Origin of the sequence: Streptomyces sp. NPDC008313, assembly GCF_042956125.1 — a bacterium.
In the GTDB taxonomy this organism is placed as follows: Bacteria; Actinomycetota; Actinomycetes; order Streptomycetales; family Streptomycetaceae; genus Streptomyces.
The window spans coordinates 38250-64143 of the sequence record NZ_JBIBFR010000018.1; the positions used below are offsets into that span (position 1 = coordinate 38250).

Annotated in this window: 24 protein-coding genes; 13 read left to right on the forward strand and 11 right to left on the reverse strand. The window is 72.5% G+C overall.

The genetic code is table 11. The annotated features are described in order from the left end of the window. Positions 1-207: 207 nt before the first annotated feature. From lysS to ACFY93_RS23710, 4 genes are all read left to right on the forward strand, one after another. Positions 208-1989: a lysine--tRNA ligase gene (gene lysS, locus ACFY93_RS23695; protein WP_391362408.1), complete on the forward strand. Its 1782-nt coding sequence runs from the start codon at positions 208-210 to the stop codon at positions 1987-1989. A 404-nt stretch (positions 1990-2393) separates the two neighbouring features. Then, a complete protein-coding gene (locus ACFY93_RS23700; protein WP_391362410.1) occupies positions 2394-4958 on the forward strand; it encodes a cbb3-type cytochrome c oxidase subunit I in 2565 nt (854 codons plus the stop codon). Next, positions 4955-5329 (forward strand): hypothetical protein, encoded by a 375-nt coding sequence (locus ACFY93_RS23705; RefSeq protein WP_391362413.1) that lies wholly within the window; start codon positions 4955-4957, stop codon positions 5327-5329. The genes ACFY93_RS23700 and ACFY93_RS23705 overlap by 4 nt, the downstream gene beginning before the upstream one ends. Positions 5330-5457: 128 nt before the next feature. After that, positions 5458-6318, forward strand: coding sequence for a helix-turn-helix domain-containing protein (locus ACFY93_RS23710; RefSeq protein WP_391362416.1), 861 nt, complete (start codon positions 5458-5460; stop codon positions 6316-6318). A 45-nt stretch (positions 6319-6363) separates the two neighbouring features. Here the strand turns inward: ACFY93_RS23710 and ACFY93_RS23715 are convergent, their stop codons facing one another. The 4 genes from ACFY93_RS23715 to ACFY93_RS23730 form a co-directional block, all read right to left on the reverse strand. Then, entirely contained in the window at positions 6364-6759 is a 396-nt protein-coding gene (locus ACFY93_RS23715; RefSeq protein ID WP_391362419.1) for a putative zinc-binding protein, read from the reverse strand. A 294-nt stretch (positions 6760-7053) separates the two neighbouring features. Then, a complete protein-coding gene (locus ACFY93_RS23720; RefSeq protein WP_391362422.1) occupies positions 7054-8424 on the reverse strand; it encodes a DUF2637 domain-containing protein in 1371 nt (456 codons plus the stop codon). 159 nt (positions 8425-8583) lie between these two features. Beyond that, the gene (locus ACFY93_RS23725; RefSeq protein ID WP_391362425.1) at positions 8584-9474 is read right to left on the reverse strand and encodes a DUF3558 family protein; all 891 of its coding nucleotides are present in this window, start codon (positions 9472-9474) and stop codon (positions 8584-8586) included. A gap of 147 nt (positions 9475-9621) precedes the next feature. Further along, positions 9622-10461, reverse strand: a complete 840-nt coding sequence (locus ACFY93_RS23730) for a DUF3558 domain-containing protein (protein ID WP_391362426.1) — start codon at positions 10459-10461, stop codon at positions 9622-9624. A 203-nt stretch (positions 10462-10664) separates the two neighbouring features. Between ACFY93_RS23730 and ACFY93_RS23735 the strand changes: the two genes are divergently transcribed. Beyond that, complete coding sequence (locus tag ACFY93_RS23735) at positions 10665-11858, forward strand: RtcB family protein (protein WP_391362429.1); 1194 nt, start codon at positions 10665-10667, stop codon at positions 11856-11858. Between the two features lie 101 nt (positions 11859-11959). Here the strand turns inward: ACFY93_RS23735 and ACFY93_RS23740 are convergent, their stop codons facing one another. The 4 genes from ACFY93_RS23740 to ACFY93_RS23755 form a co-directional block, all read right to left on the reverse strand. Continuing rightward, positions 11960-12148 (reverse strand): hypothetical protein, encoded by a 189-nt coding sequence (locus ACFY93_RS23740; RefSeq protein ID WP_391362431.1) that lies wholly within the window; start codon positions 12146-12148, stop codon positions 11960-11962. Continuing rightward, a complete protein-coding gene (locus ACFY93_RS23745; RefSeq protein WP_391362433.1) occupies positions 12148-12921 on the reverse strand; it encodes an SDR family NAD(P)-dependent oxidoreductase in 774 nt (257 codons plus the stop codon). Before ACFY93_RS23745 ends, ACFY93_RS23740 begins: the two co-directional genes overlap by 1 nt. Positions 12922-13112: 191 nt before the next feature. Next, on the reverse strand, positions 13113-13451 hold the full coding sequence (locus tag ACFY93_RS23750) for a YnfA family protein (protein ID WP_391362436.1): 339 nt from the start codon (positions 13449-13451) through the stop codon (positions 13113-13115). A gap of 26 nt (positions 13452-13477) precedes the next feature. After that, positions 13478-14341 (reverse strand): DUF6597 domain-containing transcriptional factor, encoded by an 864-nt coding sequence (locus ACFY93_RS23755; protein ID WP_391362439.1) that lies wholly within the window; start codon positions 14339-14341, stop codon positions 13478-13480. 105 nt (positions 14342-14446) lie between these two features. Between ACFY93_RS23755 and ACFY93_RS23760 the strand changes: the two genes are divergently transcribed. Together ACFY93_RS23760 and ACFY93_RS23765 are read left to right on the forward strand one after the other, a co-directional pair. After that, complete coding sequence (locus tag ACFY93_RS23760; RefSeq protein ID WP_391362669.1) at positions 14447-15550, forward strand: CE1758 family FMN-dependent luciferase-like monooxygenase; 1104 nt, start codon at positions 14447-14449, stop codon at positions 15548-15550. Further along, on the forward strand, positions 15550-16365 hold the full coding sequence (locus ACFY93_RS23765) for a CE1759 family FMN reductase (protein WP_391362441.1): 816 nt from the start codon (positions 15550-15552) through the stop codon (positions 16363-16365). The genes ACFY93_RS23760 and ACFY93_RS23765 overlap by 1 nt, the downstream gene beginning before the upstream one ends. Before the next feature lie 43 nt (positions 16366-16408). Here ACFY93_RS23765 and ACFY93_RS23770 read toward each other — a convergent pair whose 3' ends face one another. After that, positions 16409-17761: a glycosyltransferase gene (locus ACFY93_RS23770; RefSeq protein ID WP_391362671.1), complete on the reverse strand. Its 1353-nt coding sequence runs from the start codon at positions 17759-17761 to the stop codon at positions 16409-16411. A gap of 265 nt (positions 17762-18026) precedes the next feature. Between ACFY93_RS23770 and ACFY93_RS23775 the strand changes: the two genes are divergently transcribed. Together ACFY93_RS23775 and ACFY93_RS23780 are read left to right on the forward strand one after the other, a co-directional pair. Beyond that, positions 18027-18743 (forward strand): response regulator, encoded by a 717-nt coding sequence (locus ACFY93_RS23775; protein ID WP_391362444.1) that lies wholly within the window; start codon positions 18027-18029, stop codon positions 18741-18743. A 150-nt stretch (positions 18744-18893) separates the two neighbouring features. Next, positions 18894-20330: an ATP-binding protein gene (locus tag ACFY93_RS23780; protein ID WP_391362446.1), complete on the forward strand. Its 1437-nt coding sequence runs from the start codon at positions 18894-18896 to the stop codon at positions 20328-20330. A gap of 18 nt (positions 20331-20348) precedes the next feature. On the opposite strand, the gene ACFY93_RS23785 is transcribed toward ACFY93_RS23780, so the two are convergent. After that, positions 20349-21314, reverse strand: coding sequence for a hypothetical protein (locus ACFY93_RS23785; protein ID WP_391362448.1), 966 nt, complete (start codon positions 21312-21314; stop codon positions 20349-20351). 179 nt (positions 21315-21493) lie between these two features. Here ACFY93_RS23785 and ACFY93_RS23790 point away from each other — a divergent pair, with 179 nt between their 5' ends. Together ACFY93_RS23790 and ACFY93_RS23795 are read left to right on the forward strand one after the other, a co-directional pair. Continuing rightward, positions 21494-21787 (forward strand): cation transporter, encoded by a 294-nt coding sequence (locus ACFY93_RS23790; protein WP_391362450.1) that lies wholly within the window; start codon positions 21494-21496, stop codon positions 21785-21787. Positions 21788-21878: 91 nt separating this feature from the next. Next, positions 21879-24137, forward strand: coding sequence for a heavy metal translocating P-type ATPase (locus ACFY93_RS23795; protein ID WP_391362453.1), 2259 nt, complete (start codon positions 21879-21881; stop codon positions 24135-24137). Positions 24138-24200: 63 nt separating this feature from the next. Here the strand turns inward: ACFY93_RS23795 and ACFY93_RS23800 are convergent, their stop codons facing one another. Further along, positions 24201-24632: an arsenate reductase ArsC gene (locus tag ACFY93_RS23800; protein ID WP_391362455.1), complete on the reverse strand. Its 432-nt coding sequence runs from the start codon at positions 24630-24632 to the stop codon at positions 24201-24203. Positions 24633-24701: 69 nt separating this feature from the next. Here ACFY93_RS23800 and ACFY93_RS23805 point away from each other — a divergent pair, with 69 nt between their 5' ends. Both ACFY93_RS23805 and ACFY93_RS23810 read left to right on the forward strand, forming a co-directional pair. Next, positions 24702-25016: a metalloregulator ArsR/SmtB family transcription factor gene (locus tag ACFY93_RS23805; RefSeq protein ID WP_391362458.1), complete on the forward strand. Its 315-nt coding sequence runs from the start codon at positions 24702-24704 to the stop codon at positions 25014-25016. 42 nt (positions 25017-25058) lie between these two features. Beyond that, positions 25059-25865, forward strand: coding sequence for an aquaporin (locus tag ACFY93_RS23810; protein WP_391362460.1), 807 nt, complete (start codon positions 25059-25061; stop codon positions 25863-25865). Positions 25866-25894 lie beyond the last annotated feature (29 nt).

A 25894-nucleotide genomic window follows, 5' to 3' on the forward strand; every position in this document is an offset into this window, starting at 1 on the left:
GGGTGCCGTTCTCCTCGAGGATTCAGATAGACCCGCTCAGTATCCCACGGGGGGACAAACGCTTTTCTCGCCCGCGCGCCCGTCCGGCGCCCGCCCGGGCACCGTCGTGAAAAGCGGTTTTCGCGGATGCGGCCACAACTGGGAGAATGGGGCGGTCAGCCGTGCGACCGTCCGGCTGCCCTCGCAGGAACTCCAGAAAAAGAGGACGTGCCGATCGTGGCTCAGAGCACCGAGACCACCGACTGGGTCTCCCGTTACGCGGACGAGGTCATCGCCGAGTCGGAGCGTCGTGCCCCGGGCAAACCCGTTGTCGTCGCGTCCGGACTCTCCCCGTCCGGTCCCATCCACCTGGGCAATCTCCGCGAGGTCATGACCCCGCACCTGGTCGCCGACGAGATCCGCCGCCGCGGTCACACCGTGCGCCACCTGCTCTCCTGGGACGACTACGACCGCTACCGCAAGGTCCCGGCCGGCGTCCCCGGTGTCGACGAGTCCTGGGCCGAGCACATCGGCAAGCCGCTGACCTCCGTGCCCGCGCCCGTCGGCTCCCCGTACGCGACCTGGGCCGAGCACTTCAAGGCCGCGATGATCGCGGCGCTGGCCGAGCTCGGCGTCGAGTACGACGGGATCAGCCAGACCGAGCAGTACACCTCGGGCGTCTACCGGGAGCAGATCCTCTTCGCGATGCGGCACCGCGGGGACATCGACGCCGTCCTCGACCAGTACCGGACGAAGAAGGCCCCCGCCAAGAAGCAGCAGCAGAAGCAGCAGAAGCCCCTCGACGCGGCGGAGGTCGAGGCCGCCGGGGGCTCGGGCGCTGCCGACGAGGACGACGGCAGCGGCTCCGGCGCCGGATACTTCCCGTACAAGCCCTACTGCGGGCGGTGCGAGAAGGACCTGACGACCGTCGGCTCCTACGACGACGACACCACCGAGCTCGCGTACGTCTGCTCGGCCTGCGGCTTCGCGGAGACCGTCCGGCTGAGCGAGTTCAACCGCGGCAAGCTCGTCTGGAAGGTCGACTGGCCGATGCGCTGGGCCTACGAGGGCGTGATCTTCGAGCCCAGCGGCGTCGACCACTCCTCGCCGGGTTCGTCGTTCCAGGTCGGCGGGCAGATCGTCGGCATCTTCGGCGGCGAGCAGCCCATCGGGCCCATGTACGCGTTCGTCGGCATCAGCGGCATGGCCAAGATGTCCTCGAGCAAGGGCGGCGTCCCGACCCCGTCCGACGCCCTGCAGATCATGGAGCCCCAGCTGCTGCGCTGGCTGTACGCCCGCCGCCGGCCGAACCAGTCCTTCAAGATCGCCTTCGACCAGGAGATCCAGCGGCTCTACGACGAGTGGGACAAGCTCGCCGGCAAGGTCGCTGGGGGCACCTCCCAGGCGTCAAGCACTGGGGGAGGCTCGGTGCTGCCCGCCGACGCCGCCGCCCACGCGCGCGCCGTCGGCACCGCAGCCGGTGAGCTGCCGAAGACCGCGCGCCCGATGCCGTACCGGACGCTCGCCTCCGTCGTCGACATCACCGCCGGGGACGAGAAGCAGACCCTGCGGATCCTCAGTGAGCTCGACCCGGAGAACCCGCTCACGGAGCTCGACGAGGTCCGGCCGCGGCTCGACCGGGCGGAGGCGTGGATCAACACCCAGGTCCCCGCCGAACAGCGCACCGTCGTCCGCGACGAGCCCGACACCGAGCTGCTCGCGTCCCTCGACGACGAGGGCCGCGAGTCCCTGCGGCTGCTGCTGGAGGGACTGGAGGAGAACTGGTCCCTGGACGGCCTCACCCATCTCGTCTACGGCGTTCCCAAGGTCCGCGCCGGCTTCCCCGCCGACGCCACGCCCAAGGAGCTCCCGCCGGAGATCAAGGTCGCCCAGCGCACGTTCTTCGCGCTGCTCTACCACCTGCTCGTCGGCCGCGACACCGGCCCGCGCCTGCCCACGCTGCTGCTCGCGGTGGGCCAGGACCGGGTGCGCACGCTGCTGAGCGCGTAAGCACCCGCCGGACCTGCAAGGCCACCAGTAACACCTGTAACGCCCGTACGAGGAAAGGGCGCCCGGAGAAATCCGGGCGCCCTTTCGGCGTTCGCGGGGTCTGCCGCGCGCCCCGGCTCCGACGCCGGGCGCGGAGGGACACCCCCGTCCCGCGTCGAGGGTGCCCCTGTCTTTTCAGGTTCGGGGGCTCTCTTGTGGCGACCGGAGTGCCCCGCTTCTCGTCCTTCGCGCTCTCAGCGGCGCCTCCCTTCCCAGGCCGGCGGACGGTCTCCTCGGCCGGTGACCGCCTCGTCGGTTAGTTTAAACGATGACCCCTGTTAAATACGAGTCTTCGTTGGTATTACTCTCCTCCCAGGAGTCGGCGGCCGTCATCGGTGGCTGCGGTCTTGAGGAGGGCATGACATATGACAGCAGTGCAGGCCGGGGCGGAGCCCCCGGCCGACGGACAGCGCGGCGGCGGTGCCGACGCGCACACGGACACGGACGCCGGCGGACCTCCGGGAGGCAGCGGCCCAGGGCCTAACCCCGGAGGCAAGCGGCCGCGGATGATCGCCCGCGGCTGGACCCAGGCGGCGGTCCTCGTCACGCTCGGCGGATTTCTCGTCCTCGGGCTTCTGGCGATGCGCACCTACCAGGCCCAGCCCCCGATACCCGACCGGACCGTGACGTCCAGCGGCCAGGTGCTCTTCACCGGCGAGGACATCACGGAAGGCCAGGAGGCGTTCCTCCGCTCGGGCCTCATGCAGTACGGCTCGATCTACGGTCACGGCGCCTATCTGGGCCCGGACTTCACGGCCGACTACCTCGACCGCAGCGCCACGTTCGTCCAGCGGTACTACGGCGGCTCCGACAGCGCGGACGCCCGCGAGCGGACCGTCGAGGACTTCCGCACCAACCGCTACGACGAGAAGACCCACAGCCTGGTGTGGACCGACGCGCAGGCCGCGGCCTTCGCCGAGCTGACCGGGCACTACGCCGACCTGCTCGGCCGCCCCGACGGCGGTCAGGGGCTCAGGCCGGACGCGGTCACCGACCCGGACGAGATCCACGACATCACGGCCTACTTCGGCTGGACGGCGTGGACCGCCTCCGCGGAACGCCCCGGGCACGACTACTCGTACACCAACAACTGGCCCTCGGAGCCGCTGGTCGACAACGCCCCGACCGGTCACGCGGTGACCTGGAGCGTGCTGTCGCTGATCTTCCTGCTGGTGGGGACGGGGGCCCTGTTCGCCGCCTTCGGCCGCTGGAACTTCCTCGGCTGGCACCGGCGTGACCACCGGGAACTGCGCTTCCACGCGCCCGACCAGGTCCGGCTGACCCCGGCGCAGCGCACCACGGCGTGCTTCTTCTTCGTGATGGCCGGGCTCTTCCTGGCCCAGGCCCTGCTGGGCGCGGCCGCGCAGCACTACCGGGCGGACCTCGGCAGCTTCTTCGGTATCCCGCTCGACCGCTGGCTGCCGTACAACCTGGTCCGCACCTGGCACACCCAGCTGGCGATCTTCTGGGTCGTCACCTCGTTCCTCGCGATCGGCATCTTCATCACCCCGCTGATCGCCCGCGGCTGGGAGCCCCGCAAGCAGGCCCTGCTGACCAGGGTGCTGCTCGGCGCGCTGGTCGTCGTGGTCGTCGGCAGCCTGCTCGGCGAACTGGCGGGGCAGCGCGGCTGGCTCGGCAAGCTGTGGAGCACCCTGGGCAACCAGGGCTGGGAGTACCTGGACCTCGGACGGCTGTGGCAGGTCCTGCTGACGCTCGGCATGGTCATCTGGGTCGTCATCCTCTTCCGGGGCCTGCGCCGCAGGCTCCGGCAGGAGAGCGTCGCCAACATGCCGTGGCTCTTCTTCCTCGCCGCGCTCGCCCTGCCCGCGTTCTACGCCGTCGGGCTGCTGGCCACCCCGCACACGGAGTTCACCACCGCCGACTTCTGGCGCTTCATCGTGGTGCACCTGTGGGTCGAGGACTTCATGGAGCTGTTCACCACCGCCACGGTCGCCTATCTGTTCGTCCTGCTGGGTGTCGTACGCGAGCGGGTGGCGCTCTCCGTGATCTTCCTCGACGTCGTGCTGTACAGCGCGGGCGGCGTCATCGGCACCATGCACCACCTGTACTTCTCCGGTGAGCCGGCCGAACACCTGGCCCTCGGCGCGACGTTCTCCGCGCTGGAAGTCGTGCCGCTGCTGTTCCTGACCGTCGAGGCCTGGGGCTTCCTGCAGATCGGGGCCCGGCGGCAGAGCGCGTCGAGCACACCGTTCCCGCACCGCTGGGCGGTGATGTTCCTGGCCGCCGTCGGCTTCTGGAACTTCCTGGGCGCCGGGGTGTTCGGCTTCCTCGTCAACCTGCCGATCGTCTCCTACTACGAGATGGGCACAGGGCTGACGGCCAACCACGCACACGGCGCCATGATGGGCGTGTACGGGATGCTGGCGGTCGGCTTCGCCGTGTTCGCGCTGCGCTACCTCATCCCCGAGAACCGCTGGTCGGACCGCTGGCCCCGGCTGGCGTTCTGGTCGCTCAACCTGGGACTCGCCTGGATGACCTTCGCGACGCTGCTGCCCGGCGGCGCCCTCCAGCTGTACAAGGTCGTCGAGAGCGGCTACGCGGACGCGCGCAGCCTCGGCTACCTCCAGGGTGACACCAACGTGTTCCTGGAGTGGCTGCGGCTGCCCGGCGACGTGGTGTTCCTGGTGGGCGGCGTGCTGCCGCTGCTGTGGATGACCTGGCTGGGAATCCGGCACCGGAGCAAGGTGACCAGGGGGCCGCAGGATCCCGAACTGGCGCTGCTGTTCACCGAGGTGGGACCGGAGAGGACCGGCGAGGCGGGCCCCGAGGCCGGCGGCAGCGGTGGTGACGGCGACGGTGGCGATGACGGCGACGGCCACGGCGACGGGGGTGCGGGCGGGAAGCCGTCCGGATGGCACGCCGGGCCGCCCGCCGCCGAGCCGCCCGTTCCCGAGGCGGTGACGCCGTGAGCGCGGAGACCCTCCTCGCCGCCGGATACGTCTCGGTGCTCCTCGTCGTGGTGGTCGGGCTCGAGGTCTACGGGCGTCAGAGCACCAGCGCCTGGGGGTCCCGCATCTTCGCCGGGTACCGCCGCGCCGTCGACGACGCCCCCACCCCGGCCACCGATGCCGACTGGCCGCACTCGGAGGTGGGCCGGTTCCACCGGGCGCTCTCGATGTTCGTGTCCCTGGTCGCGGTCGTCCTGGCGGGTGCGGAGGCCATCCGGCACCATCAGCCGGCGGAAGCGGTGCTCCTGGCGGCCGTGGCCGTCCCGCACTGCCTGCTGGCCGCCAGACTGGGACGCAGACTGCGCCACTCCGAGGTCCTGCCGCCCGGGTGAGCCGGGCGGGTCCGTCGGCCCGGTGGCTCGCCGAAAGAAGTAGGCGAGTAGGGGAGTAGGTGAGTAGGGAAGTAGGGAGTAGAAACGATGCGAGTCGTTTCTACTCCCCGCAGTTGTATCATCGGCACATGGCTTCCAGGCGACAGCTCACCGACCCCGGGACCGGTGCTCCGGTGCAGCGAGGGCGGCGGGCCGCCGTCCTCCAGCTCCTGCGCGAGGAGGACGGGCCGCTCGGGGCGGCCGAGGTCGCCGACCGCGTCGGCATCCACCTCAACACCGCCCGGTTCCACCTGGACGGGCTGGTCGGCGAGGAGCTGGCGGTCCGTGGCACCGCGCCCCGCGACGAGCCCGGACGGCCGAAGGTCGTCTACTCCGCGACCGCCGGCGACGCGTCGGAGGGCTCCCGCAGCTTCCGGCTGCTCTCCGACATCCTGCTCGGGGTCGTGTCCTCGGCGGTGGACGATCCGGTCGCCGCCGCCACGCGGGCCGGCAAGTCGTGGGGCGCCTACCTGACCGACCCTCCCGCCCCCACCGAGCGTGTCGGCCCGGAGGAGGGGCAGCGCCGCCTGGTGGCGACGCTGGAGGGCATGGGCTTCGTGACGGAGGCGGACCCAGAGCCGAACCCCGGGGCCGGAGCGGCGCAGGGCGGCGAGGCGGCGGACGTCGCGGAGGACGGCGGCGGGGAGACCGCGGAGGGCGAGATCGCGGAGGGCGAGATCGCGGACGGGGCGAACGGGTCGGGCGGGGCGGACGGCGTGGGGCCGGTTCCGGGTGCGGAGCGGCGGCTGCACCTGCACCACTGCCCGTTCCGCGAGGTGGCGCAGCGCCGGCCCGACATCGTCTGCGCCATTCACCTCGGCCTGATGCAGGGCACCGTCGAGGCCCTGCGCACGCCGCTGGCCGCCGAGAGCCTGGAGCCCTTCGTCACTCCGCACCTGTGCGTCGCGACCCTGAGGCGCACCGACGTGCCGGCCGAGACCGGCAGGTGACCCCGGCGCGGGGGCTCCCGTCCGGGGCACGGCCGACGGCGGCACTCAGATCTCCGCTGCCTCTTCCGTCTCCGCGAGCGCCTCGGCGAGACGGGTGACCAGGCCGTCGAGCACCCTTTCGGCCTGCTCCGGGTCGAAGTCCTCGCCCAGCCGCTTGCGCACCCCGTCGTCGCTGAGCAGATGGTGCACCGTCGGTGTCACCTCGTGCCGGGCGAGGCAGTTGCGGGCGCACTGCAGTACGCATCCGTCGATGGCGATGACGGGGCGCTCGCTCCGTGCCTTGCGGACCAGGCTCGGCACGTCCCCGCCGACACCGGCGACGCACGACATCTCGGCGACGCCGCGCCGGTCGAGCTGGACGGCGAGCCAGTTGGTCATCTGGGCCGCGCTGGAGCAGCCGGAGCAGGAGTAGACAAGCGGTAGATCGCGACGGCGCTTCACCCGGGGCCTCGTCTCACAACGGTAGGAATGGCCTTCTGCACGGGCGTGGTGCACAGCGCTTAGCGCCGGACACGCCCGGTGCGACCGTAGTGCGCCGAAGCGTCGGTGACCTGGGCCACCCGGGGCAGCGTTCGGGGCCGGACGCCTGAGCCGCCGGCCCGCGCCTGTGCTACGGCGGCGGGTACGGCGACGCACCCGGAAGGCCGGTCGCACCGGAAGGCCGGGCGCTCCCGGAAAACCGGTCCGCCCTCGTACCCGGCGCCCTCGTACCCGGCGCCCCGTACCCGGCGGGGCCTAAGCGATGTGGTCCGCCTCCAGCTCCGCGTTGTAGCGGTTCTGGAAACGCTCCGAGTACCGCTTCAGCTCGCTGTCGCCGAGGGCGTCCCCGTAGGTGGCCTCGATGTTCTCCCCGAACTCGCGGGGCGTGGGGAAGCTGCCGTTGATCGACTGCCGGAAGACCTGGTAGTACCGCTCGTCCGTCGACCTCGCGTCGGCGGCCGGCGCCTGCTCCTGACGGGGCGCCTCCGCCGCGCGCGGACGCTGCTCCTCCCGCGGCGACGGGATGGGCAGCTGCTGCTGCCCGGGCCCCTCGGTGCCGCCGCCCTCACCCAGCTGGCGCGTCCGGCCGCCGGCGCCCGCCGGGATCGGGAAGCCGCCCGCCTCCTCCGGGCCGGGCTCGTACTGCTGGGCCTGCTGCTCCTCGTACCACTGCTCGTACTGCTCCTCGGGAACGTACGACGGGTCGTAGCCGCCCTCGTAGACGACGTCCTGGGGGCCGGGCGCGGCGAACCACGGGTTGCCGCCGTCGTCCACCGGATCCTCGGCGTACGCGGGCTCGGGATGCCCGGCGGGGCCGCGGGACTCCAGCTCGCGGTGGTCCTGGGCGGCGGGCGGGGCCTGCCGCGGCGCGGGGGACGGGGCGGCCTGCGGGAGAGCCTGCTGGGCGGCGGCGGGGGCCGGCGGCAGCAGGACGGGCTCGATGCCCGCCGCGGCCAGACCCGAGGGGGCCGTCTCCGCGAGGGGGACGCCGTAGCGCGCCAGGCGCAGCGGCATCAGCGACTCGACCGGGGCCTTGCGGCGCCAGGCGCGGCCGAAGCGGGAACGCAGCCGGGCCCGGTAGACCAGCCGCTCCTGCTCCAGCTTGATGACCTGCTCGTAGGACCGCAGCTCCCACAGCTTCATCCTGCGCCACAGCAGGAAGGTCGGGAACGGCGACAGCAGCCAGCGGGTGAGGCGCACGCCCTCCATGTGCTTGTCGGCCGTGATGTCGGCCATCCGCCCGACCGCGTGCCGGGCCGCCTCGACGGAGACCACGAACAGGATCGGGATCACCGCGTGCATGCCCACGCCCAGCGGGTCCGGCCAGGCCGCCGCGCCGTTGAACGCGATCGTCGCCATCGTCAGCAGCCACGCCGTCTGGCGCAGCAGCGGGAAGGGGATGCGGATCCAGGTCAGAAGCAGGTCGAGGGCGAGCAGCACACAGATGCCCGCGTCGATACCGATCGGGAAGACGTAGCTGAAGTTCCCGAAGCCCTTCTTCAGGGCGAGTTCGCGGACAGCCGCGTACGAACCGGCGAAGCCGATACCCGCGATGACGACCGCACCGGCGACGACCAGGCCGATGAGTATCCGGTGCGTCCGTGTCAGCTGCAGTGGCGCGGCCACCCGTACTCCCCTCCCATTGCGTGTTGTTGCGCGCAACAGAGTGGCACATGTGTACGGCGGACGCGTGAGCGGTACGGCGGGAGCCCGGCCGCCGAGCGGACCGGGCTCCGGTGAAACGGCCTGTGCGGAAGGCGGACCGGGACGACTGTCCGCCTCGCGTCAGGCCTTCTTGGCGGCCGACTTCGACGCCGAGGCGCTCTTCGAGGGCGACGCGGACTTCGACGGCGACTTCGAGGACTTCGAGGACTTCGACGGCGACTTGGAGGGCGCGGCCGACTCCGACGGGGTGCCGCCCGCCGCCGTACCCTCGCCGTTCGCGGCGGACACGGCCGCCACGGCCTCCTTGGCGGCCTTCGCGGCGGCCTTCGACAGGTCACCGGCGTCCGGTGTCTTGTCACCGGCCAGACCGGCACCGTTGTAGTCGAGCGTGATGACGACGTTCTCGACCCGGGTCACGACGGTCTGCTGCTTGAAGGTGCCTTCCTTCTTCTTCAGCTCGTACCGCACCACCGTCGCCTCGTCGCCCGTACCGGCCAGCGGCTCCGAGGTGGTGCCCTTCGCCTTCGGCACCGACTGCGCGTCCTTGACCTGCTTGTCGTAGTACTCCGCCGCCCGCTTGCCGGCCTCACCACGGGTCGCGTCCGACTCGAAGCGCAGCAGGGAGACGTTCAGCCAGCGGAACTGCGACCCCTTGACGCCGTTGTTGTCCAGGCTGTCCCAGGAGCAGTTGCCTCGCGTCGACGTGTCGTCCGACTTGCCTTCCTTGCCGGACTTCGCACCCTTCGGTACGAGATCGCCCAGCGTCTTCTTCGTCAGCACCGCACAGGGCTCCGGCAGCTTCGTGTACGCCGCCTCCTTCACCGTGTCCGCGGAGGCGGACGCCGACGCGTCCGGCTTCCCCTGCGAACCGGTCTCCTTCTTCCCGTCGTCACCCGATCCGGAGTCCGAGGAACACCCGGCGGCCATTAGCACCACCGGGACGGTTGCCGCGCTGACGAGGATGCGGGTGAGTCGCTGTGCTCGGCCTACTCGCTGTACTGGTCGGTGCATGGTTCCTTCACTCATGACGCTCGTGGTGCGGCCGCACATGGAGCGCGCGACCGGCCGGGTCCGAGGGGCCACGGTACGCGGTGGGCACGACGGACGGCTCCGGTTCACGGGGTTCGGCCCGGGGGCACCAAAGCGGCGCCACCCCGCTCACCGGTCGAGCGAATCGGCCAGCTGCTGCGCCAGTTTCCGCGCTCTGTCCTGCATTTCCTCGCTGTCGGGCGTCTCGCCGGAAGCGGTCGGCTGCTCCGCGTACTCGACCGTCACGACCACGTTGGACGTGCGGAACACCACAGTCACCGTGCGCTGTCCGGTCGTCGACGCGGCCTCGCTCAGCTCGTCGTCGAGGAAGGCCTCGCTGCCGAGACCGTCGAGGGTGCGCGAGCGCAGGTCGGCCGGGGTCGGCGGGGTGGAGGCGTCGGCGGAGGCGCCGTCCCCGGAGGTGCCGGCGGCGTCCGGGTGCGCGTCCGCGCCGTCGTCCCCGGCGTCCGAACTCCCCTCGTCCGCGGCGGAGTCGGACTCGGTGCCGGAGTCCGTCGGCGCGGGCAGGCCGGCCGCCTCCTCCTTGGACGCGTAGACGTCCTGGGCCTTGTCGTCGTCGCTCACGGCGTTGTCGTAGGAGACGACGCGCTCGAAGTCGAGGAGGAGATGGTCGGTCGCGCTGCCCGAGTCCACCTTCCAACGGCAGCCCACGCGCCGGTCCGTGTCGTACGTGACGGTCGCCTCGCCCGCGTACGCCTTCTCCCGCTGGCTCTCGTCCGTGATGCGCTCGATGCCCGGCAGCAGTGTGTCGAGGGTGCTCTGGCCGACCGCACCGCAGGCCTCCGGGAGCGTGCGGTACCTGCCGGGCTGCGCGGCGCTCTGCGTCGTCCCCTGCCGGCCCGACTTCGAGTCGCCCGCCGCCTCCTCGTCACCGGAGCCGCCGGTGCAGGCGGCCAGCAGCGCCGAGAGGAGCAGAGCGACGCCGGGTACGTACGCCTTCCGCTGCACGGTGAGGCTCCTCTCGACCGCTCCCGGCGGCTGTCCGGCCGGGATGTCCTGTGGTTATTCGGTTGCCGCGAGGGGGCGGCCCCTGGAGACAATGTGTATCGCACGCACTGCCGTGGACGCCGGTCCGTTGTCCCAAACGTCGACCTTGGCGCCGGTTTTGCGATTCACGACTTCTGTAGGTTCATCGGGGGAATGAGGACGATATGTCGTACGTGGAAGTGCCGGGTGCGAAGGTTCCCATCCGCATGTGGGCCGACCCCGCGTCGGTCGAGGACGTCGCCCTGCGCCAGCTCCAGAACGTCGCCACGCTGCCCTGGATCAAGGGCCTCGCCGTGATGCCCGACGTGCACTACGGCAAGGGCGCGACGGTCGGCTCCGTCATCGCGATGCGGGGCGCGGTGTGCCCGGCGGCGGTGGGCGTGGACATCGGCTGCGGGATGTCCGCCGTCAGGACGTCGCTCACCGCGAACGACCTCCCGGGCGACCTGTCCCGCCTCCGCTCGAAGATCGAGCAGGCGATTCCGGTGGGGCGGGGGATGCATGACTCCCCGGTCGACCCGGGCGGCTTCCACGGGATGGCGACGGCGGGGTGGGACGACTTCTGGGGGCGGTTCGACGGAGTGGCGGAGGCGGTCAAGTTCCGTCAGGAACGGGCCACGAAGCAGATGGGAACGCTCGGATCGGGAAATCACTTCGTCGAGGTCTGCACGGATTCGACCGATGCCGTCTGGCTGATGCTCCACTCCGGTTCCCGGAACATCGGCAAGGAGCTGGCCGACCACCACATCGGCGTCGCCCGGGAACTCCCGCACAACCAGGGCCTCGTCGACCGCGACCTCGCCGTCTTCATCGCGGACACCCCGCAGATGGCGGCGTACAGGAACGACCTGTTCTGGGCGCAGGAGTACGCGAAGCACAACCGGTCGATCATGATGGCGCTCCTCAAGGACGTGATCCGCAAGGAGTTCAGGAAGGCGAAGCCGGCCTTCGAGCAGGAGATCAGCGCCCACCACAACTACGTGGCGGAGGAGCGGTACGACGGAATGGACCTGCTCGTCACCCGCAAGGGCGCGATCCGCGCGGGCTCCGGCGAGTACGGCATCATCCCGGGCTCGATGGGCACCGGGTCGTACATCGTGAAGGGTCTCGGCAACGAGAAGGCGTTCAACTCCGCCTCCCACGGCGCGGGCCGGCGCATGAGCCGCAACGCGGCGAAGCGCCGCTTCTCGGCGAAGGACCTGGAGGAGCAGACGCGGGGCGTCGAGTGCCGCAAGGACTCGGGTGTCGTGGACGAGATCCCGGGCGCCTACAAGCCGATCGAGCAGGTGATCGAGCAGCAGCGCGACCTGGTCGAGGTCGTCGCGAAGCTGAAGCAGGTCGTCTGCGTCAAGGGCTGAGCCGACGGCCGACGGCCGACGGCCGAACGCGGACGTCGAACGGCGACGGCCGGCGGCATGCGGCACACGGGCCGCCCCACGGAAGCGTGGGGCGGCCCGTGTCATTTCGCGTGCAGGACCGCGAAGATCATGACGAACGCCACGATGTGGATGCCGAAGAGGAAGTACGCGAGGTAGTACCAGACGAAGCGTTCGCGCTTCTTCTCCTGGGCCGATCTGGCCGCCTCCAGGCGGGCGTCGCGTTCCTCGGGGGCCGGGGCCGGGGCGGGGCCGTCGGGCGCGGTCGGCATCACAGTTCCCTATGGATCTTCGTGTTGGAGGCCTGGGCACGGGGGCGGACGACCAGCAGGTCGATGTTGACGCGGCTCGGGCGCGTGACCGCCCAGCCGATCGTGTCCGCCACGTCCTCGGCCGTCAGCGGCTCGGCCACCCCCGCGTACACCTTCGCCGCCTTCTCCTCGTCGCCGCCGAAGCGGGTCAGCGCGAACTCCTCCGTCCTGACCATCCCGGGCGCCACCTCGATCACCCGGACCGGCGTGCCCACGATCTCCAGGCGCAGGGTCTCCGCGAGGACGTGCTCGCCGTGCTTGGCGGCGACGTAACCCGCCCCGCCCTCGTACGTGCCGTGCCCGGCCGTCGACGACACGACGACCACGGTGCCGTCACCGCTCGCGGTGAGCGCCGGGAGCAGCGCCTGGGTGACGTTCAGGGTGCCGATGACGTTCGTCTCGTACATGAGGCGCCAGTCCGCGGGGTCGGCGGTCGCCACCGGATCCGCACCCAGGGCACCGCCCGCGTTGTTCACGAGCACGCCGACGCTCCGGAAGGCGGTGGCGAACTCGTCGACCGCCGCCCGGTCCGTGACGTCCAGCGCGTACGCCGTCGCCTGGTGGCCCGCCGCGGTCAGCTCCTCCGCCAGCGCCTCGATGCGGTCCTTGCGGCGGGCGGTGAGGACGACGCGGTAGCCGGCGGCGGCGAGCTGCCGTGCCGTGGCGGCGCCGATGCCGCTGCTCGCTCCGGTGACGACGGCGATACGGGAGGCAGGGGTGGAGGGGGCGGTCATGGGCTGCTCCTCGGGCGAGGCGGGCGGAACCGGCGCGCGGTGGCCGGCCGCCGCGCACCGGCCGCTCGTACGGTCGGTCGATTTCCTCGCCAGGATAGGCGCGCGGGGACGGCGGGGGCCGGGGCGTCCGGGGTTGGCGGGGGCCGGGGCGTCCGGAGGGTGGTGCCAGAGGGTGGTGCCGGAGCGGGCGCTCAGCCGCCGCCGCGGGGCGCGTACATGATCACGGCCATTCCGGTGAGGCAGATCAGTGCCCCGGTGACGTCCCAGCGGTCCGGGCGGTAGCCGTCGGCGACCATGCCCCAGGCGAGCGAGCCCGCGACGAAGACACCTCCGTACGCCGCGAGGACGCGGCCGAACTCGGCGTCCGGCTGCAGGGTCGCCACGAAGCCGTAGACACCGAGCGCCATGACGCCCGCGCCGATCCACAGCCATCCCCGGTGCTCGCGCACGCCCTGCCAGACCAGCCACGCGCCGCCGATCTCGAGGAACGCGGCCAGGACGAAGAGGGAGACGGACCGGGCGACGAGCATGGGCGCAGCCTTCCACACGGGACCGGTCAGCGGGTCCGGCCGCCCGCGTAGGCGGTGGGCGGCACCCCGACCGTCGCCGTGAAGTCGCGCACGAGGTGGGCCTGGTCCGCGTAGCCGAGGTCGGCGGCGAGCCGGGCCCAGTCGACGGCGGCGGATGCCTCCGCGTGCTCCAGGGCCTCGTGGATGCGGTACCGCAGGATGATCCACTTGGGGCCGACGCCCACGTACGCGGAGAAGAGGCGCTGGAGGGCGCGCACGGACAGGCCCTGGGCGCGGGCGAAGCCGCCCACGGTGCGGATCGTGCGGTCGAGACGGATGCGCTCGACGAGTGCCATGGCGAGTTCGGCCTGCGGGTCCGGCTCCGGTCCCCTCCCGTGCGGGCCCAGACCCAGCAGGAACGCGTCGAGCGCGGCCACGCGCGCGTCCTCGTCGTCCGGACCGAGCACGGCACGGACGGCGTGCGCGTCGTCGCCCCGCTCGGCGGGGAAGACCTCGTGCAGCGGCACGTGTCTGCCCGTGAGGGAGGCGAGCGTGGCCCCCGGGGAGAAGGGGCGGAAGCCACCGGGGCGGAACTTGATCCCGGACACCCGGCCCCGCCCCTCCAGCTTCTTCGTGAACAGGCCGAGTCCGATCCCCGATACCTCGCAGAAGCCGTCCGTGGCCCGCGAAGCGGGTGGGGCCGCGGTCTCGTACCGCTGGAAGACGACGTTGACGGCCGGGTGCGGGACGACGTGGGAGGCGTACGGCTCGGTGAGGTCCCAGTCGATCAGCCAGTACCGCTCCACGTACGGGCGCAGCGGCCCGGCCGGTGCGTGGCGGCGGAAGCGGACGCGCGCGAAGAGCTCCGGTGCGTCGACGATGCCTCGGGTGTCACGGCGTAGGACAGCCATGACGGGATCGTAGGGCGGGGCACTGACATCCGGGGGAATAGCGGGGGGAGGATCGCCGTTGGCAGATATAGTTGAATCGTCAACAACCTGCGAAGGGTGAGCGCCATGCAGTTCGGGATCTTCAGCGTCGGCGACGTGACACCGGACCCGACGACGGGCCGGACGCCGACCGAGCACGAGCGCATCAAGGCCATGGTCGCCATCGCGCAGAAGGCCGAGGAGGTCGGCCTGGACGTCTTCGCGACCGGCGAGCACCACAATCCGCCGTTCGTGCCCTCGTCCCCGACGACGATGCTCGGCTACATCGCCGCGCGCACCGAGAACCTGATCCTCTCCACCTCCACCACCCTGATCACCACCAACGACCCGGTGAAGATCGCCGAGGACTTCGCGATGCTCCAGCATCTGGCGGAGGGCCGCGTCGACGTGATGATGGGGCGCGGCAACACCGGCCCGGTCTACCCGTGGTTCGGCAAGGACATCCGCGAGGGCATCAACCTCGCCGTCGAGAACTACGCCCTGCTGCACCGGCTGTGGCGCGAGGACGTGGTGACCTGGGAAGGGAAGTTCCGTACGCCGCTGCAGTCGTTCACCTCGACGCCGCGTCCGCTCGACGGGGTCCCGCCGTTCGTCTGGCACGGCTCGATCCGCTCGCCCGAGATCGCCGAGCAGGCCGCGTACTACGGCGACGGCTTCTTCCACAACAACATCTTCTGGCCGGCCGAGCACACCCGGCGGATGGTCGAGCTCTACCGCGAGCGGTACGCGCACTACGGGCACGGCACGCCCGAGCAGGCGGTCGTCGGGCTCGGCGGCCAGGTGTTCATGCGGGCCAACTCGCAGGACGCGGTACGGGAGTTCCGCCCGTACTTCGACAACGCGCCGGTCTACGGGCACGGGCCCTCCCTGGAGGACTTCACCGAGCAGACGCCGCTGACGGTCGGCTCCCCGCAGCAGGTCATCGAGCGGACCCTGTCCTTCCGGGAGTACGCGGGCGACTACCAGCGTCAGCTCTTCCTGATGGACCACGCGGGGCTGCCGCTCAAGACCGTCCTGGAACAGCTCGACATGCTGGGCGAGCAGGTCGTCCCCGTGCTGCGCGAGGAGTTCGCCAAGGGCCGCCCGGCCGGTGTGCCGGACGCGCCGACGCACGCGGCCCGGGTGGCCGAAGCGGCCCGCGCGGCCGACGAGAAGGAGGTGCGGGTCTGATGAGACTGGTCGTCGTCTCGGCTGGGCTGAGCGTCCCGTCGTCCACCAGGCTGCTGGCCGACCGGCTGGCAGAGGCCACCGCGCGCCGCGCGGCCACGGCGCGCCCGGCATCCGCCGACGCCACGCGCGCGCCGGGCTCCGCGCCCGACGCCGCCGCGCCGGGTCCCGCGTCCGCCGGTCCCGTCCCCGCGGGTTCCGCGTCCGTCGACGTCCAGGTCGTGGAGCTGCGCGAGCTGGCCGTGGAGATCGCGCACAACTTCACGAACGGCTTCCCCGGGCCCGCGCTGAGCGCCGCGATCGACGCGGTGACGGCGGCGGACGGACTGATCGTGGTCACGCCGGTCTTCTCGGCCTCGTACAGCGGGCTTTTCAAGTCCTTCTTCGACGTGCTGAGCGTCAGCGACAAGGACGCCGTCGCCGGTACGCCGGTCCTGATCGCGGCGACCGGCGGCACGGCCCGCCACTCGCTGGTGCTGGAGCACGCCCTGCGCCCGCTCTTCGCCTACCTCCGCGCGATCGCCGTGCCGACCGGCGTATACGCGGCGTCGGAGGACTGGGGCGCGGAGGGCCTGGCCGAACGGATCGAGCGGGCGGCCGGGGAACTGGCCGGGCTGATGGCCGGGGCGGCCGCCGTCACGGCCTCGACCGCCTCAGCCGCCGCGACCGTCCCCACCGCTCCCGCCACCGCGGCCACCGCGGCCTCCACGGCCACCGCGGCCGCCCCGGTGGTACGGGGTGCCGGTGGTGGTGTGCCGGGGCCGGCGTCCGCCACCGTGGTGCCGTTCGCACAGAGGCTGGCGGCGCTGCGGCCGTAGATTCGCCCCCGCCCCGTGCTGCCGTCGGCTGCCCGGCGCCCGGTCAGCCCGTCGCCCGGCGGGCCACGCCACGGGTCGCCGTGGCCGTCGGCCGTGGCGCCGGGGTGGCTCCCGGCCCGTCCGCCGGTGCTCCCTCTCCCCGCCGGGGGAGTACGCGCCGCACGGGGCGGAGGAGGGCGCGGGCCCAGCCCGCGGCACGGGCGCGGCTGCGGGCCCAGGCGCGCTGATGCCGGGTCGCCCGGAGCTGGTCGAAGAGCAGTTCGTAGCGGGCGACGGTCGGCGCGGCGTCGTACCGGTGGGCGTTGCGCGCCGCCGCCGCCCCCATCGCGCGGCGGCGGGTGTCGTCACCGGCCAGGTCGAGCATCGCGTCGGCGAGGGCGCGGGCGTCGCCCACCGGGACGAGCCGGCCGTCCACGCCGTCCGTGACTATCTCCCGGGGGCCGAGCGGGCAGTCCGTGCTGATCACCGGCACCCCGCACCGCATCGCCTCGACCAGCGTCATCCCGAACGACTCCGCGTCAGAGGCGCTGACCACCAGCGACGCCTTCGCGAACTCCGCCTCGACGGGCGTGCGCACTCCCATCAGCCGGGCCCGCCCGGTGAGTCCGAGGCCGTCGATCAGCTCCCGCAGCCGCTCCTTCCCGGGGCCGCCGCCGTAGATGTGAAGCCGCCAGTCCGGTTCCTTCGCTGCGACCGCCGAGAACGCCTCCAGCAGCAGGTCGAAACGCTTGCCGGGGACGAGCCGCCCGGCGGCCGCGATCACCTTCGCGCTCCCGTCGGAGACGTACGCCCGGCCCGTCCCGGTGGCCGTCTCCGGCCGTACTTCCGGCACGATGTTCGGCACCGCCGCCACCCGGACCCCCGGAAGCGGCATCCGCCTCCGGTAGACCTCCGCGTCCGCCTCCGTCGTCGTCACCACGGCGTCCAGCGCGCGGTAGTGCCGGGCGAGTTCGGCGCGCAGGCGCTTGCCGTGCGCGTCGTGGCGCAGGTGCTCCTGCCCGACACGCAGCGCACGGGCCGGCGCGAACCGGGCGACGTACACGTTGAGGCCGGGCCGTGTGCCGATCACGACGTCCGCGCCGCAGCGGGCCAGATGCGCGCGGACCCGCAGGTCGGTGAGGTGCGTGTACTGCCCGTACCGCTTCTCGGCGGCCGGGAAGTCGACGGCCGGACGCGCGTACGCGGGATCGGCGAGGTCCGGGCTGCCGGGCCGCGTGTCCACCAGCGGTACGAGAGTGACCCGCGGGTCCACGGTGAAGCGCGGGGTGTCCCGGTGCCGGGTCATGGAGACGATCTCCACGTCGTGCCGTCCGGCCAGTGCCGCGGCGAGGTTGAGCGTCGTCCGGACGGTGCCGCCGACGGCGTACGCGTTGTGGAGCAGGAACACGATCTTCAAGCGTTCGGCCTCTTTCATGTCCCTCGGGTTCCTCATGCGGCGTCTTCTCCACCTCTCCGATGGCTTTCCGGCGGACTCCGTCCTCTCCGGTACGGCCCGTACACGCCTCCGCGTTCACCGTGCCAGGCGGCTTGCCCGGCCTGCGGCACCACCCTGGCCCGGTCCGGTAAGCCGCCTGCCCGGCCGGGGTGAGAGCCGGGTAAGAAGCCGTCCGCACGCCTGTTCATCCGGTGGTGCGCCGGTGCGCCCTTGGCAGACTGGTGGGGTGCCCCACACCGTGCTGCTCGCCGAGGACGACCGCGCCATCCGCCACGCCCTGGAACGGGCGCTGACGCTGGAGGGCTACGAGGTGACGGCCGTCGCCGACGGGGTGGAGGCGCTCGCCCAGGCCCACCGCACCCCGCCGGACGTGCTCGTCCTCGACGTGATGATGCCGGGCATCGACGGGCTGCAGGTCTGCCGGGTGCTGCGCGCGGAGGGCGACCGCACACCGATCCTGATGCTCACCGCGCTCGTCGAGACGGCCGACCGCATCGCCGGGCTCGACGCGGGCGCCGACGACTACGTGGTCAAGCCGTTCGACGTCGAGGAGGTCTTCGCCCGGCTCCGGGCCCTGCTGCGCCGCACCGGGAACGGCGACCTGCGCGGGGACGGCGCCGACGCGCCGCCCCGGGGAGCGAGCGGCCAAGTCGTCGTGGGCGCGCTGCGCATGGACGTGCAGGCGCGGCGCACCTGGCTGCGGGAGCGGGAGGTGGAGCTCACCCGCACCGAGTTCGACCTCCTGGAACTCCTCGCCCGCAACGCCGGCATCGTCCTCGACCACGCCACCATCTACGACCGCATCTGGGGCTACGACTTCGGCCCCGGCTCCAAGAACCTCGCCGTGTACGTGGGATATCTGCGGCGCAAGCTCGACCTGCCCGGAGCCCCGGCGCTGATCCACACGGTGCGGGGCGTGGGGTACGTACTGAGGGCGGACTGAGTGCCCCCGCCGGACGGCGGCGACGAGGGCCGCACGCCGGCGGGCCCGCCGCAGCACCCGGACCCGCCGGGCTCACCCGGGCCGCGGGGCGGGGCCGGGCGGGTGCCGGCGGGAATCCGGCGGGGCGCGGGGCGGCCCGGTCTGCGCCGGGTGACGTCGCTGCGGACCACGTTCACCGTGTCGTTCGCCGCCGTGGCCGCCGTCGTCACGGTCCTCGTCGGCTTCCTCAGCTACGACGCGGCGGCCCGGCTGGTCCGGGTGGACCAGCAGACCGTCTTCACCGAGGTCGAGCAGGACCTGCGGCAGCAGGTGCGCCAGGACGAGCTGGCGCCGCACGACTTCGTCTCCTCCGACCCGGACCACGACGGGCCGCGTGACGACCTCACCCGGCCGAGCCGCACGGACGTGCAGGTGCTCGGCCCCGACGGGTCGGTCGTCGACGGCGGCAGTCCCGCTCTCCCCGTCGGCGCGGACGACCGGCGCACCGCGCGCGCCGTGACGGCGGGGCGGACGGTCCGGCACCACGAGCTGGAGGTCGGCGGCGACCGCTACCGCTCGGCGACGGTCGCGCTCGGTGACAGACGGGGCGCGGTCCAGGTGGCGCAGGAGTTCAGCGGCACCGAGGACCTGCTGCGCGAACTCCAGCAGCGGACGGTGCTGCTGGTCGGCTCGGTGGTCGTGGCCGCGGGCCTGTTCGGCTGGTGGCTGGCCCGGCGGATCACCCGGCGTCTGGTGCGGCTCGCCGGGGCCGCCGAGGACGTGGCCCGCACCGGGCGGCTCGGCATCCAGGTGCCGGTCACCGGGTACGACGAGGTGGCCCGGCTCGGCCGCTCCTTCGACCGGATGCTCGGCCGCCTCGCCCAGTCCGAGGACGACCAGCGGCGCCTGGTCCAGGACGCGGGCCATGAACTCCGTACGCCGCTCACCTCACTCCGTACGAACATCTCCCTGCTCCGCCGCATCGGCGAACTGCCGCCCGCCGCCCGCGAGGAACTGGTCGCGGACCTCGCCGAGGAGTCCCGCGAACTGACGGACCTGGTCAACGAGCTGGTCGCGCTGGCGGCCGGGCAGTCCGACTCCGGCCCCGTCCGGCGGCTCGACCTCGCCGATCTCGCCGACGAGGTCGCGGTGCGCGCCCGCCGCCGCACCGGACGGGTCGTCACCGTGCGCGCCACCGGGGACACGACGGCCGACGGCCGCCCGGCGTCCCTCCAGCGGGCGCTGTCCAACCTCGTCGAGAACGCGGCGAAGTTCGACCGGGAGGGAACGCAGCCGATCGAGATCGTGGTGTCGGGCCGTACGGGTCTGCCGGGGGCCGGTGGGGAGGGCTTCCCTCCCGGACCGGTCCGCGTGGAGGTCCTGGACCGGGGGCCCGGCATCGCGGACGGCGACCTGGTCCGGGTCTTCGACCGCTTCTACCGCGCCCCCGACGCCCGAAGCCTCCCCGGTTCGGGGCTCGGCCTGTCCATCGTCCGCGAGGTGGCCGCGGCCCACGGCGGGGCGTCGTTCGCCTTCCGCCGGGAGGGCGGCGGCGCGGTGATCGGCTTCTCGGTGGGCACGGACACCGGGCACGCGCCGCAGGTGTGAGCGCGGGGCGGGGCCGGGTCAGTGCCGGTGGTCGCCGCCGGTGTGTCCTTCGGTGGCCGCCGGCTGCGGCGTGCCGGTGGGAGGGGTCGTTCCGGTACGGACGGTGAAGGCCGCGGTGCGGACGGTTCCGCGGTGCTGGAAATCGAGGAAGAGGCGGTACGTCCCGGCGCTGGGCGCGGTGGCGGTGAAGGAAACGCCGGGGCCGGACCTGGTGGTGCCGTCGCCGGGTTCGCCGTGGGGGTGGACGTGGAGGTAGGCGAGGTCCCCGGAGCGCAGGGCGACCAGGTGGCCGTAGGCGCCGAGGTAGGGCTCCAGGTCGGTGACCGGGCGACCGTCGCGGCTGACGGTGAGGGTCAGGGCGGAGGCTTCGCCGGGGCGGAGGGCACCGTCGAGTGCGACGGTGTAGCCGTCGACCGTGGTGGTGGCGGAGGGCTCGGGCAGGGGCGGTGCCTCGTACGTGCCGGAGGCGGCGAGATCCGCGCCCAGGGTGAGACCGGTGGCGTTCCCGGCGGCCGGGGTGAAGTCGGCGAAGACGCGGTAGGTGCCGGCGGCGGGGAGGTCGACGGGGGTGCTCCAGGTGCCGTCGGCGGCGCGGGTGGGGTGCAGGTGGCGGTAGGTGACCAGGTCGCGCGAGGCGAGGATGAGGTGGAGTTCCTTGCCGTGCTCGCGCCGGTAGGAGGTCACCTTCCGTCCGCCCTCGTCGCGGACGGCGAAGCGGAGTTCGTTCTTCTCGCCCGCCCTCACGCGCGGCGTTTCGAGGTCCAGGGTGTATCCCGCCTCGGAGATCTGCAGGCCCGCCGGGGCCGGGCTCTCGTGTCCGCCGTGTCCGCCGTGTCCGGACGGGGCCGGGCGGTCGTGGTCCGCGTGGGCCGCTGAGTTCCGGTCCGGGGCGGTGGGGCCGACCGCCGCGCCGACGCCGTAGGCGGTGCCGAAGGTGGCCGCGAGCGCGGTGGCGAAGACAGTGATCTTTACGCCGGTGTTCATGACGTGCCCTCTCGTGTCGGCATAACCGGATTCCTGCTGAACCGGCCCCGACTTTATACCCCAGGGGGGTATTGGCAAGTGGTCCGCCATTGTTTGCCAAACATACCCCTCGGGGGTATACCTGAAGGTGTCAGCGCTACCCCCGGGGGGTACCGCGACCGTCACGCTCTGGAGGAACCATGTCCTGCTGCACCCCTGACGGCAGCTGCTCCACCGGCACCGGCACCGGCACCGCGACCGCGGGCATCGCCACCGTCTACAACGTCTCCGGGATGACCTGCGGGCACTGCGAGGCCACACTCACCGAGGAGATCGGCGCCCTGGACGGCGTCCTGGCGGTCGACGTGGACCTCGGGACCGGCCAGGTCACGGTCACCACGGCCGACGAGCCCGACGACGCGCCGCTGGCCACGGTCGTCGACGACGCCGGCTACGAGATCACCGGCCGCGCGGTCCGGAATACGCCGGCCTGAGATCCGCCGGCCCGCGACCGGCCGGGCCCGTCTCCGGGCCCGTCCCCCTTCTCCCCACCCCCCTTTGTCCTGATCAGCCCGAGGAGTAGTGATGGCTACCACGGTCCCCGACACAGCCGAGGTGGAACTCGCCATCGGCGGCATGACCTGCGCGTCATGTGCTGCCCGGATCGAGAAGAAGCTCAACCGGATGGACGGGGTCACCGCGACCGTCAACTACGCGACGGAGAAGGCCAAGGTCCACTACGGCGCCGACGTGTCCGTCCCCGACCTGATCGCCACGGTCGAGGCGACCGGATACACGGCCCGCGAGCCCGAGCCGGTGCGCACCGGTCCGGAGTCCGGCCCGCAGGGCGCCGAGGCCGCCGACGCGCTGCGGCCGCTGCGCGAGCGGCTGGTCACCGCCGTGGTCCTGGCCGTCCCGGTCATCGCCATGGCGATGGTGCCGGCGCTGCAGTTCGCGTACTGGCAGTGGCTGTCGCTGACGCTGGCGGCGCCCGTGGTCACCTACGCCGCCTGGCCCTTCCACAAGGCCGCCCTCACCAACGCCCGGCACGGCGCGGCCACCATGGACACCCTGATCTCGGTGGGGACGTCGGCGGCGTTCCTGTGGTCGCTGTGGGCGCTGTTCTTCGGCACCGCGGGCACGCCGGGCATGACGCACCCCTTCGAGCTGACCATCGCCCGCAGCGACGGCGCCGGGAACATCTACCTGGAAGCCGCCGCCGGCGTGACCGCCTTCATCCTGGCCGGCCGCTACTTCGAGGCCCGCTCCAAGCGGAAGGCCGGTGCCGCGCTCAAGGCGCTGCTGGAGCTGGGCGCCAAGGACGTCACCGTCCTGCGGGGTGGCGCCGAAAAGCAGATCCCGGTGGCCGAGCTGAGGGCCGGGGACCGTTTCCTGGTCCGTCCGGGCGAGAAGATCGCGACCGACGGGACGGTCGTGGAGGGCACCTCGGCGGTGGACGCGTCGATGCTGACCGGTGAGTCGGTGCCGGTCGAGGTCGGCGTCGGGGACGCGGTCACCGGCGCGACGGTGAACGCGGGCGGCCGTCTGCTCGTCGAGGCCACCCGGGTCGGCGCCGACACCCAGCTGGCGCGGATGGCGAAGCTGGTCGAGGACGCGCAGAACGGCAAGGCCGCGGCCCAGCGGCTCGCCGACCGCATCTCCGGTGTCTTCGTCCCCGTCGTCATCGCCCTCGCGCTGGCCACCCTCGGTTTCTGGATCGGCGACGGCGCCGGACTCACCGCCGCGTTCACCGCGGCCGTCGCCGTACTGATCATCGCCTGCCCCTGCGCCCTGGGCCTGGCCACGCCGACCGCGCTGATGGTCGGCACCGGGCGCGGCGCCCAGCTCGGCATCCTCATCAAGGGCCCCGAGGTCCTGGAGTCCACCCGCAAGGCCGACACCATCGTCCTGGACAAGACCGGCACCGTCACCACCGGCCGTATGACCCTGCTCGCCGTGCACACCGCCGACGGCACCGACGAGACGGACGCACTGCGGCTGGCGGGTGCCCTGGAGCACGCCTCCGAGCACCCGGTCGCACGGGCGGTGGCCGCGGGCGCGGCCGCCCGCGTCGGCGCCCTGCCCGCCCTTGAGGACTTCGCCAGCGTCCCCGGTCTCGGCGTCCAGGGCATCGTCGAGGGCCACGCCGTCCTCGTGGGCCGCGAGAAGCTGCTCGCCGAGTGGGCCATGGAACTGCCCGCCGGCCTGGCGCGGGCCAAGGCCGAGGCGGAGGCGGCGGGCCGCACCGCGATCGCCGTCGCCTGGGACGGCGAGGCCAGGGCCGTCCTGGAGGTCGCCGACGCGGTCAAGGACACCAGCGCCGAAGCCATCGCCCGGCTGCGCGGCCTGGGCCTGACGCCGATCCTCCTCACCGGGGACAACCGGGCCGTGGCCGCGTCTGTCGCCCGGGAGGTCGGCATCGACCCCGAGCACGTGATCGCCGAGGTCATGCCCGAGGACAAGGTCGGCGTCATCAAGCGCCTCCAGACCGAGGGCCGCTCGGTGGCCATGGTCGGCGACGGCGTCAACGACGCCGCGGCGCTCGCCCAGGCCGACCTGGGGCTGGCCATGGGCACCGGCACCGACGCCGCCATCGAGGCCGGCGACCTCACCCTCGTCCGCGGCGACCTGCGCGCCGCCGCCGACGCCATCAGGCTCGCCCGCAGGACGCTGGGCACCATCAGGTCGAACCTGTTCTGGGCCTTCGCCTACAACATCGCCGCCCTGCCGCTCGCCGCGGCGGGCCTGCTGAACCCGATGATCGCCGGAGCGGCCATGGCCTTCTCCTCGGTCTTCGTCGTGGGCAACTCCCTGCGGCTGCGCGGCTTCAAGGCCGCGGGCTGAGACTCGTACCCGGGAACGGGTGAGGGCGGGCCGACCCGGCCCGCCCTCACCCGTTCCCGGCCGTCACGCCTCTCGCTCGGCATCTATCCCGGCGTCGATCCCGGCGATCAGTGCCTCGATCCGCTTCCTGATCTCGTCGCGGATCGGGCGGACGGCCTCGACGCCCTTGCCCGCCGGGTCCTCCAGGGCCCAGTCGAGGTACTTCTTGCCGGGGAAGACCGGGCAGACGTCGCCGCAGCCCATGGTGATGACGTAGTCGGAGGCCTGGACGGTCTCGGTCGTGAGGAGCCTGGGCTGCCGGCCGGTGATGTCGATGCCGGCCTCCCTCATCGCTTCGACGGCGGCCGGGTTGACCTGGTCTGCCGGAACGGAGCCGGCGGAGCGGACCTCGATGCGGTCGCCCGCCAGGTGGGAGAGGAAGCCGGCGGCCATCTGTGAACGCCCGGCGTTGTGGACGCAGACGAACAGCACGGAGGCGAGCGGGCCGGAGGGCATCGGTTCTGCTTTCGTCAGGGGATCAGTGCGTGCTGGTATCAGTCAGGAGTGATGTGAAATTATCAGTCCATGCTGACGTCGGTCGACGCTGATCTGTTGCGGGTTCTCGCGGACCCGCTCCGCCTCCGGATCGTCACCCTGCTCGCCGAGGAGACGCTCTGCACGACGCATCTGATCGAGGAGACGGGGGCCAGGCAGACCAACCTCTCCAACCATCTGAAGGTGCTGCGTGAGGCAGGGGTCGTGGAGACGGAGCCGTGCGGCCGTTTCACCTACTACCGGCTCAAGCCGGACGTCCTCGCCTCGCTTGCCGGCCGGTTCACCGGTCTCGCGGAGACCGCGCGCGCCACCGCCGGCAACGACGTGAAGCGGTCCTGCCCCTGATCCCCCGCCTTGACGGCGACCGACCCGCCCGAGGAGTTCCTGTTGACCGTCACCGAGGCCACCGATGCCGCCGAGGTCACCGAGCACGGCAGAGCGGGGGAGTCCCCCACAGGCTCCGTCACTGAGTCGCAGCCCGCTCCGGGTGCGACTCCGCCCCGGCGTCCTCCGCTGCTCGCCAAGGCCGCTGCCGAACTGGTCGGCACGGCGGCGCTGGTCGCGATCGTCGTCGGATCCGGCATCCAGGCCACGGAGCTGACCAAGGACGTGGGGCTGCAGCTGCTGGCCGACTCCACGGCCACCGTCTTCGGGCTCGGTGTCCTGATCACCCTGTTCGGCCCGGTCTCCGGTGCGCATTTCAACCCGGCCGTCACCCTCGCGGAGTGGTGGACGGCCCGGCGCGGCGGCCCGGGTGTCACGCTGGGCGAGGCGGCGGTGTACGTCCCCGCTCAGATCGCCGGTGCGATCGCGGGCTCGGTTCTGGCCGATGCGATGTTCGGCGAACCGCTGGTGAAGTGGTCCACCCACGACCGCTCGGCCGGCCATCTGCTGCTGGGCGAGGTCGTCGCGACCGCCGGACTGATCCTGCTGATCTTCGGCCTGGCCCGCACCGACCGCCTGCGCTTCGCGCCGGTGGCCGTGGCCTCCTACATCGGCGCCGCGTACTGGTTCACCTCGTCCACGTCCTTCGCGAACCCCGCGGTGACCATCGGCCGCGCCTTCACCGACACCTTCGCGGGCATCGCGCCCGCGTCGGTCGCGGGGTTCATCGGCATGCAGCTCGTCGGAACCGTGGCCGGACTGGCGCTGGTGGCCCTCGTCTTCATGCCCGGACGGGAAGCCGCCGAATGACGCGGACGGCTCCGGTCGGGCCGCTCACG

Coding starts and splice junctions, on each gene's coding strand:
- ACFY93_RS23700 (WP_391362410.1), top strand. CDS start 2,394: ATGACAGCAGTGCAGGCCGGGGCGGAGCCCCCGGCCGACGGACAGCGC.
- ACFY93_RS23710 (WP_391362416.1), top strand. CDS start 5,458: ATGGCTTCCAGGCGACAGCTCACCGACCCCGGGACCGGTGCTCCGGTG.
- ACFY93_RS23725 (WP_391362425.1), bottom strand. CDS start 9,474: ATGCACCGACCAGTACAGCGAGTAGGCCGAGCACAGCGACTCACCCGC.
- ACFY93_RS23735 (WP_391362429.1), top strand. CDS start 10,665: ATGTCGTACGTGGAAGTGCCGGGTGCGAAGGTTCCCATCCGCATGTGG.
- ACFY93_RS23740 (WP_391362431.1), bottom strand. CDS start 12,148: ATGCCGACCGCGCCCGACGGCCCCGCCCCGGCCCCGGCCCCCGAGGAA.
- ACFY93_RS23745 (WP_391362433.1), bottom strand. CDS start 12,921: ATGACCGCCCCCTCCACCCCTGCCTCCCGTATCGCCGTCGTCACCGGA.
- ACFY93_RS23750 (WP_391362436.1), bottom strand. CDS start 13,451: ATGCTCGTCGCCCGGTCCGTCTCCCTCTTCGTCCTGGCCGCGTTCCTC.
- ACFY93_RS23755 (WP_391362439.1), bottom strand. CDS start 14,341: ATGGCTGTCCTACGCCGTGACACCCGAGGCATCGTCGACGCACCGGAG.
- ACFY93_RS23760 (WP_391362669.1), top strand. CDS start 14,447: ATGCAGTTCGGGATCTTCAGCGTCGGCGACGTGACACCGGACCCGACG.
- ACFY93_RS23765 (WP_391362441.1), top strand. CDS start 15,550: ATGAGACTGGTCGTCGTCTCGGCTGGGCTGAGCGTCCCGTCGTCCACC.
- ACFY93_RS23785 (WP_391362448.1), bottom strand. CDS start 21,314: ATGAACACCGGCGTAAAGATCACTGTCTTCGCCACCGCGCTCGCGGCC.
- ACFY93_RS23790 (WP_391362450.1), top strand. CDS start 21,494: ATGTCCTGCTGCACCCCTGACGGCAGCTGCTCCACCGGCACCGGCACC.
- ACFY93_RS23795 (WP_391362453.1), top strand. CDS start 21,879: ATGGCTACCACGGTCCCCGACACAGCCGAGGTGGAACTCGCCATCGGC.
- ACFY93_RS23800 (WP_391362455.1), bottom strand. CDS start 24,632: ATGCCCTCCGGCCCGCTCGCCTCCGTGCTGTTCGTCTGCGTCCACAAC.
- ACFY93_RS23805 (WP_391362458.1), top strand. CDS start 24,702: ATGCTGACGTCGGTCGACGCTGATCTGTTGCGGGTTCTCGCGGACCCG.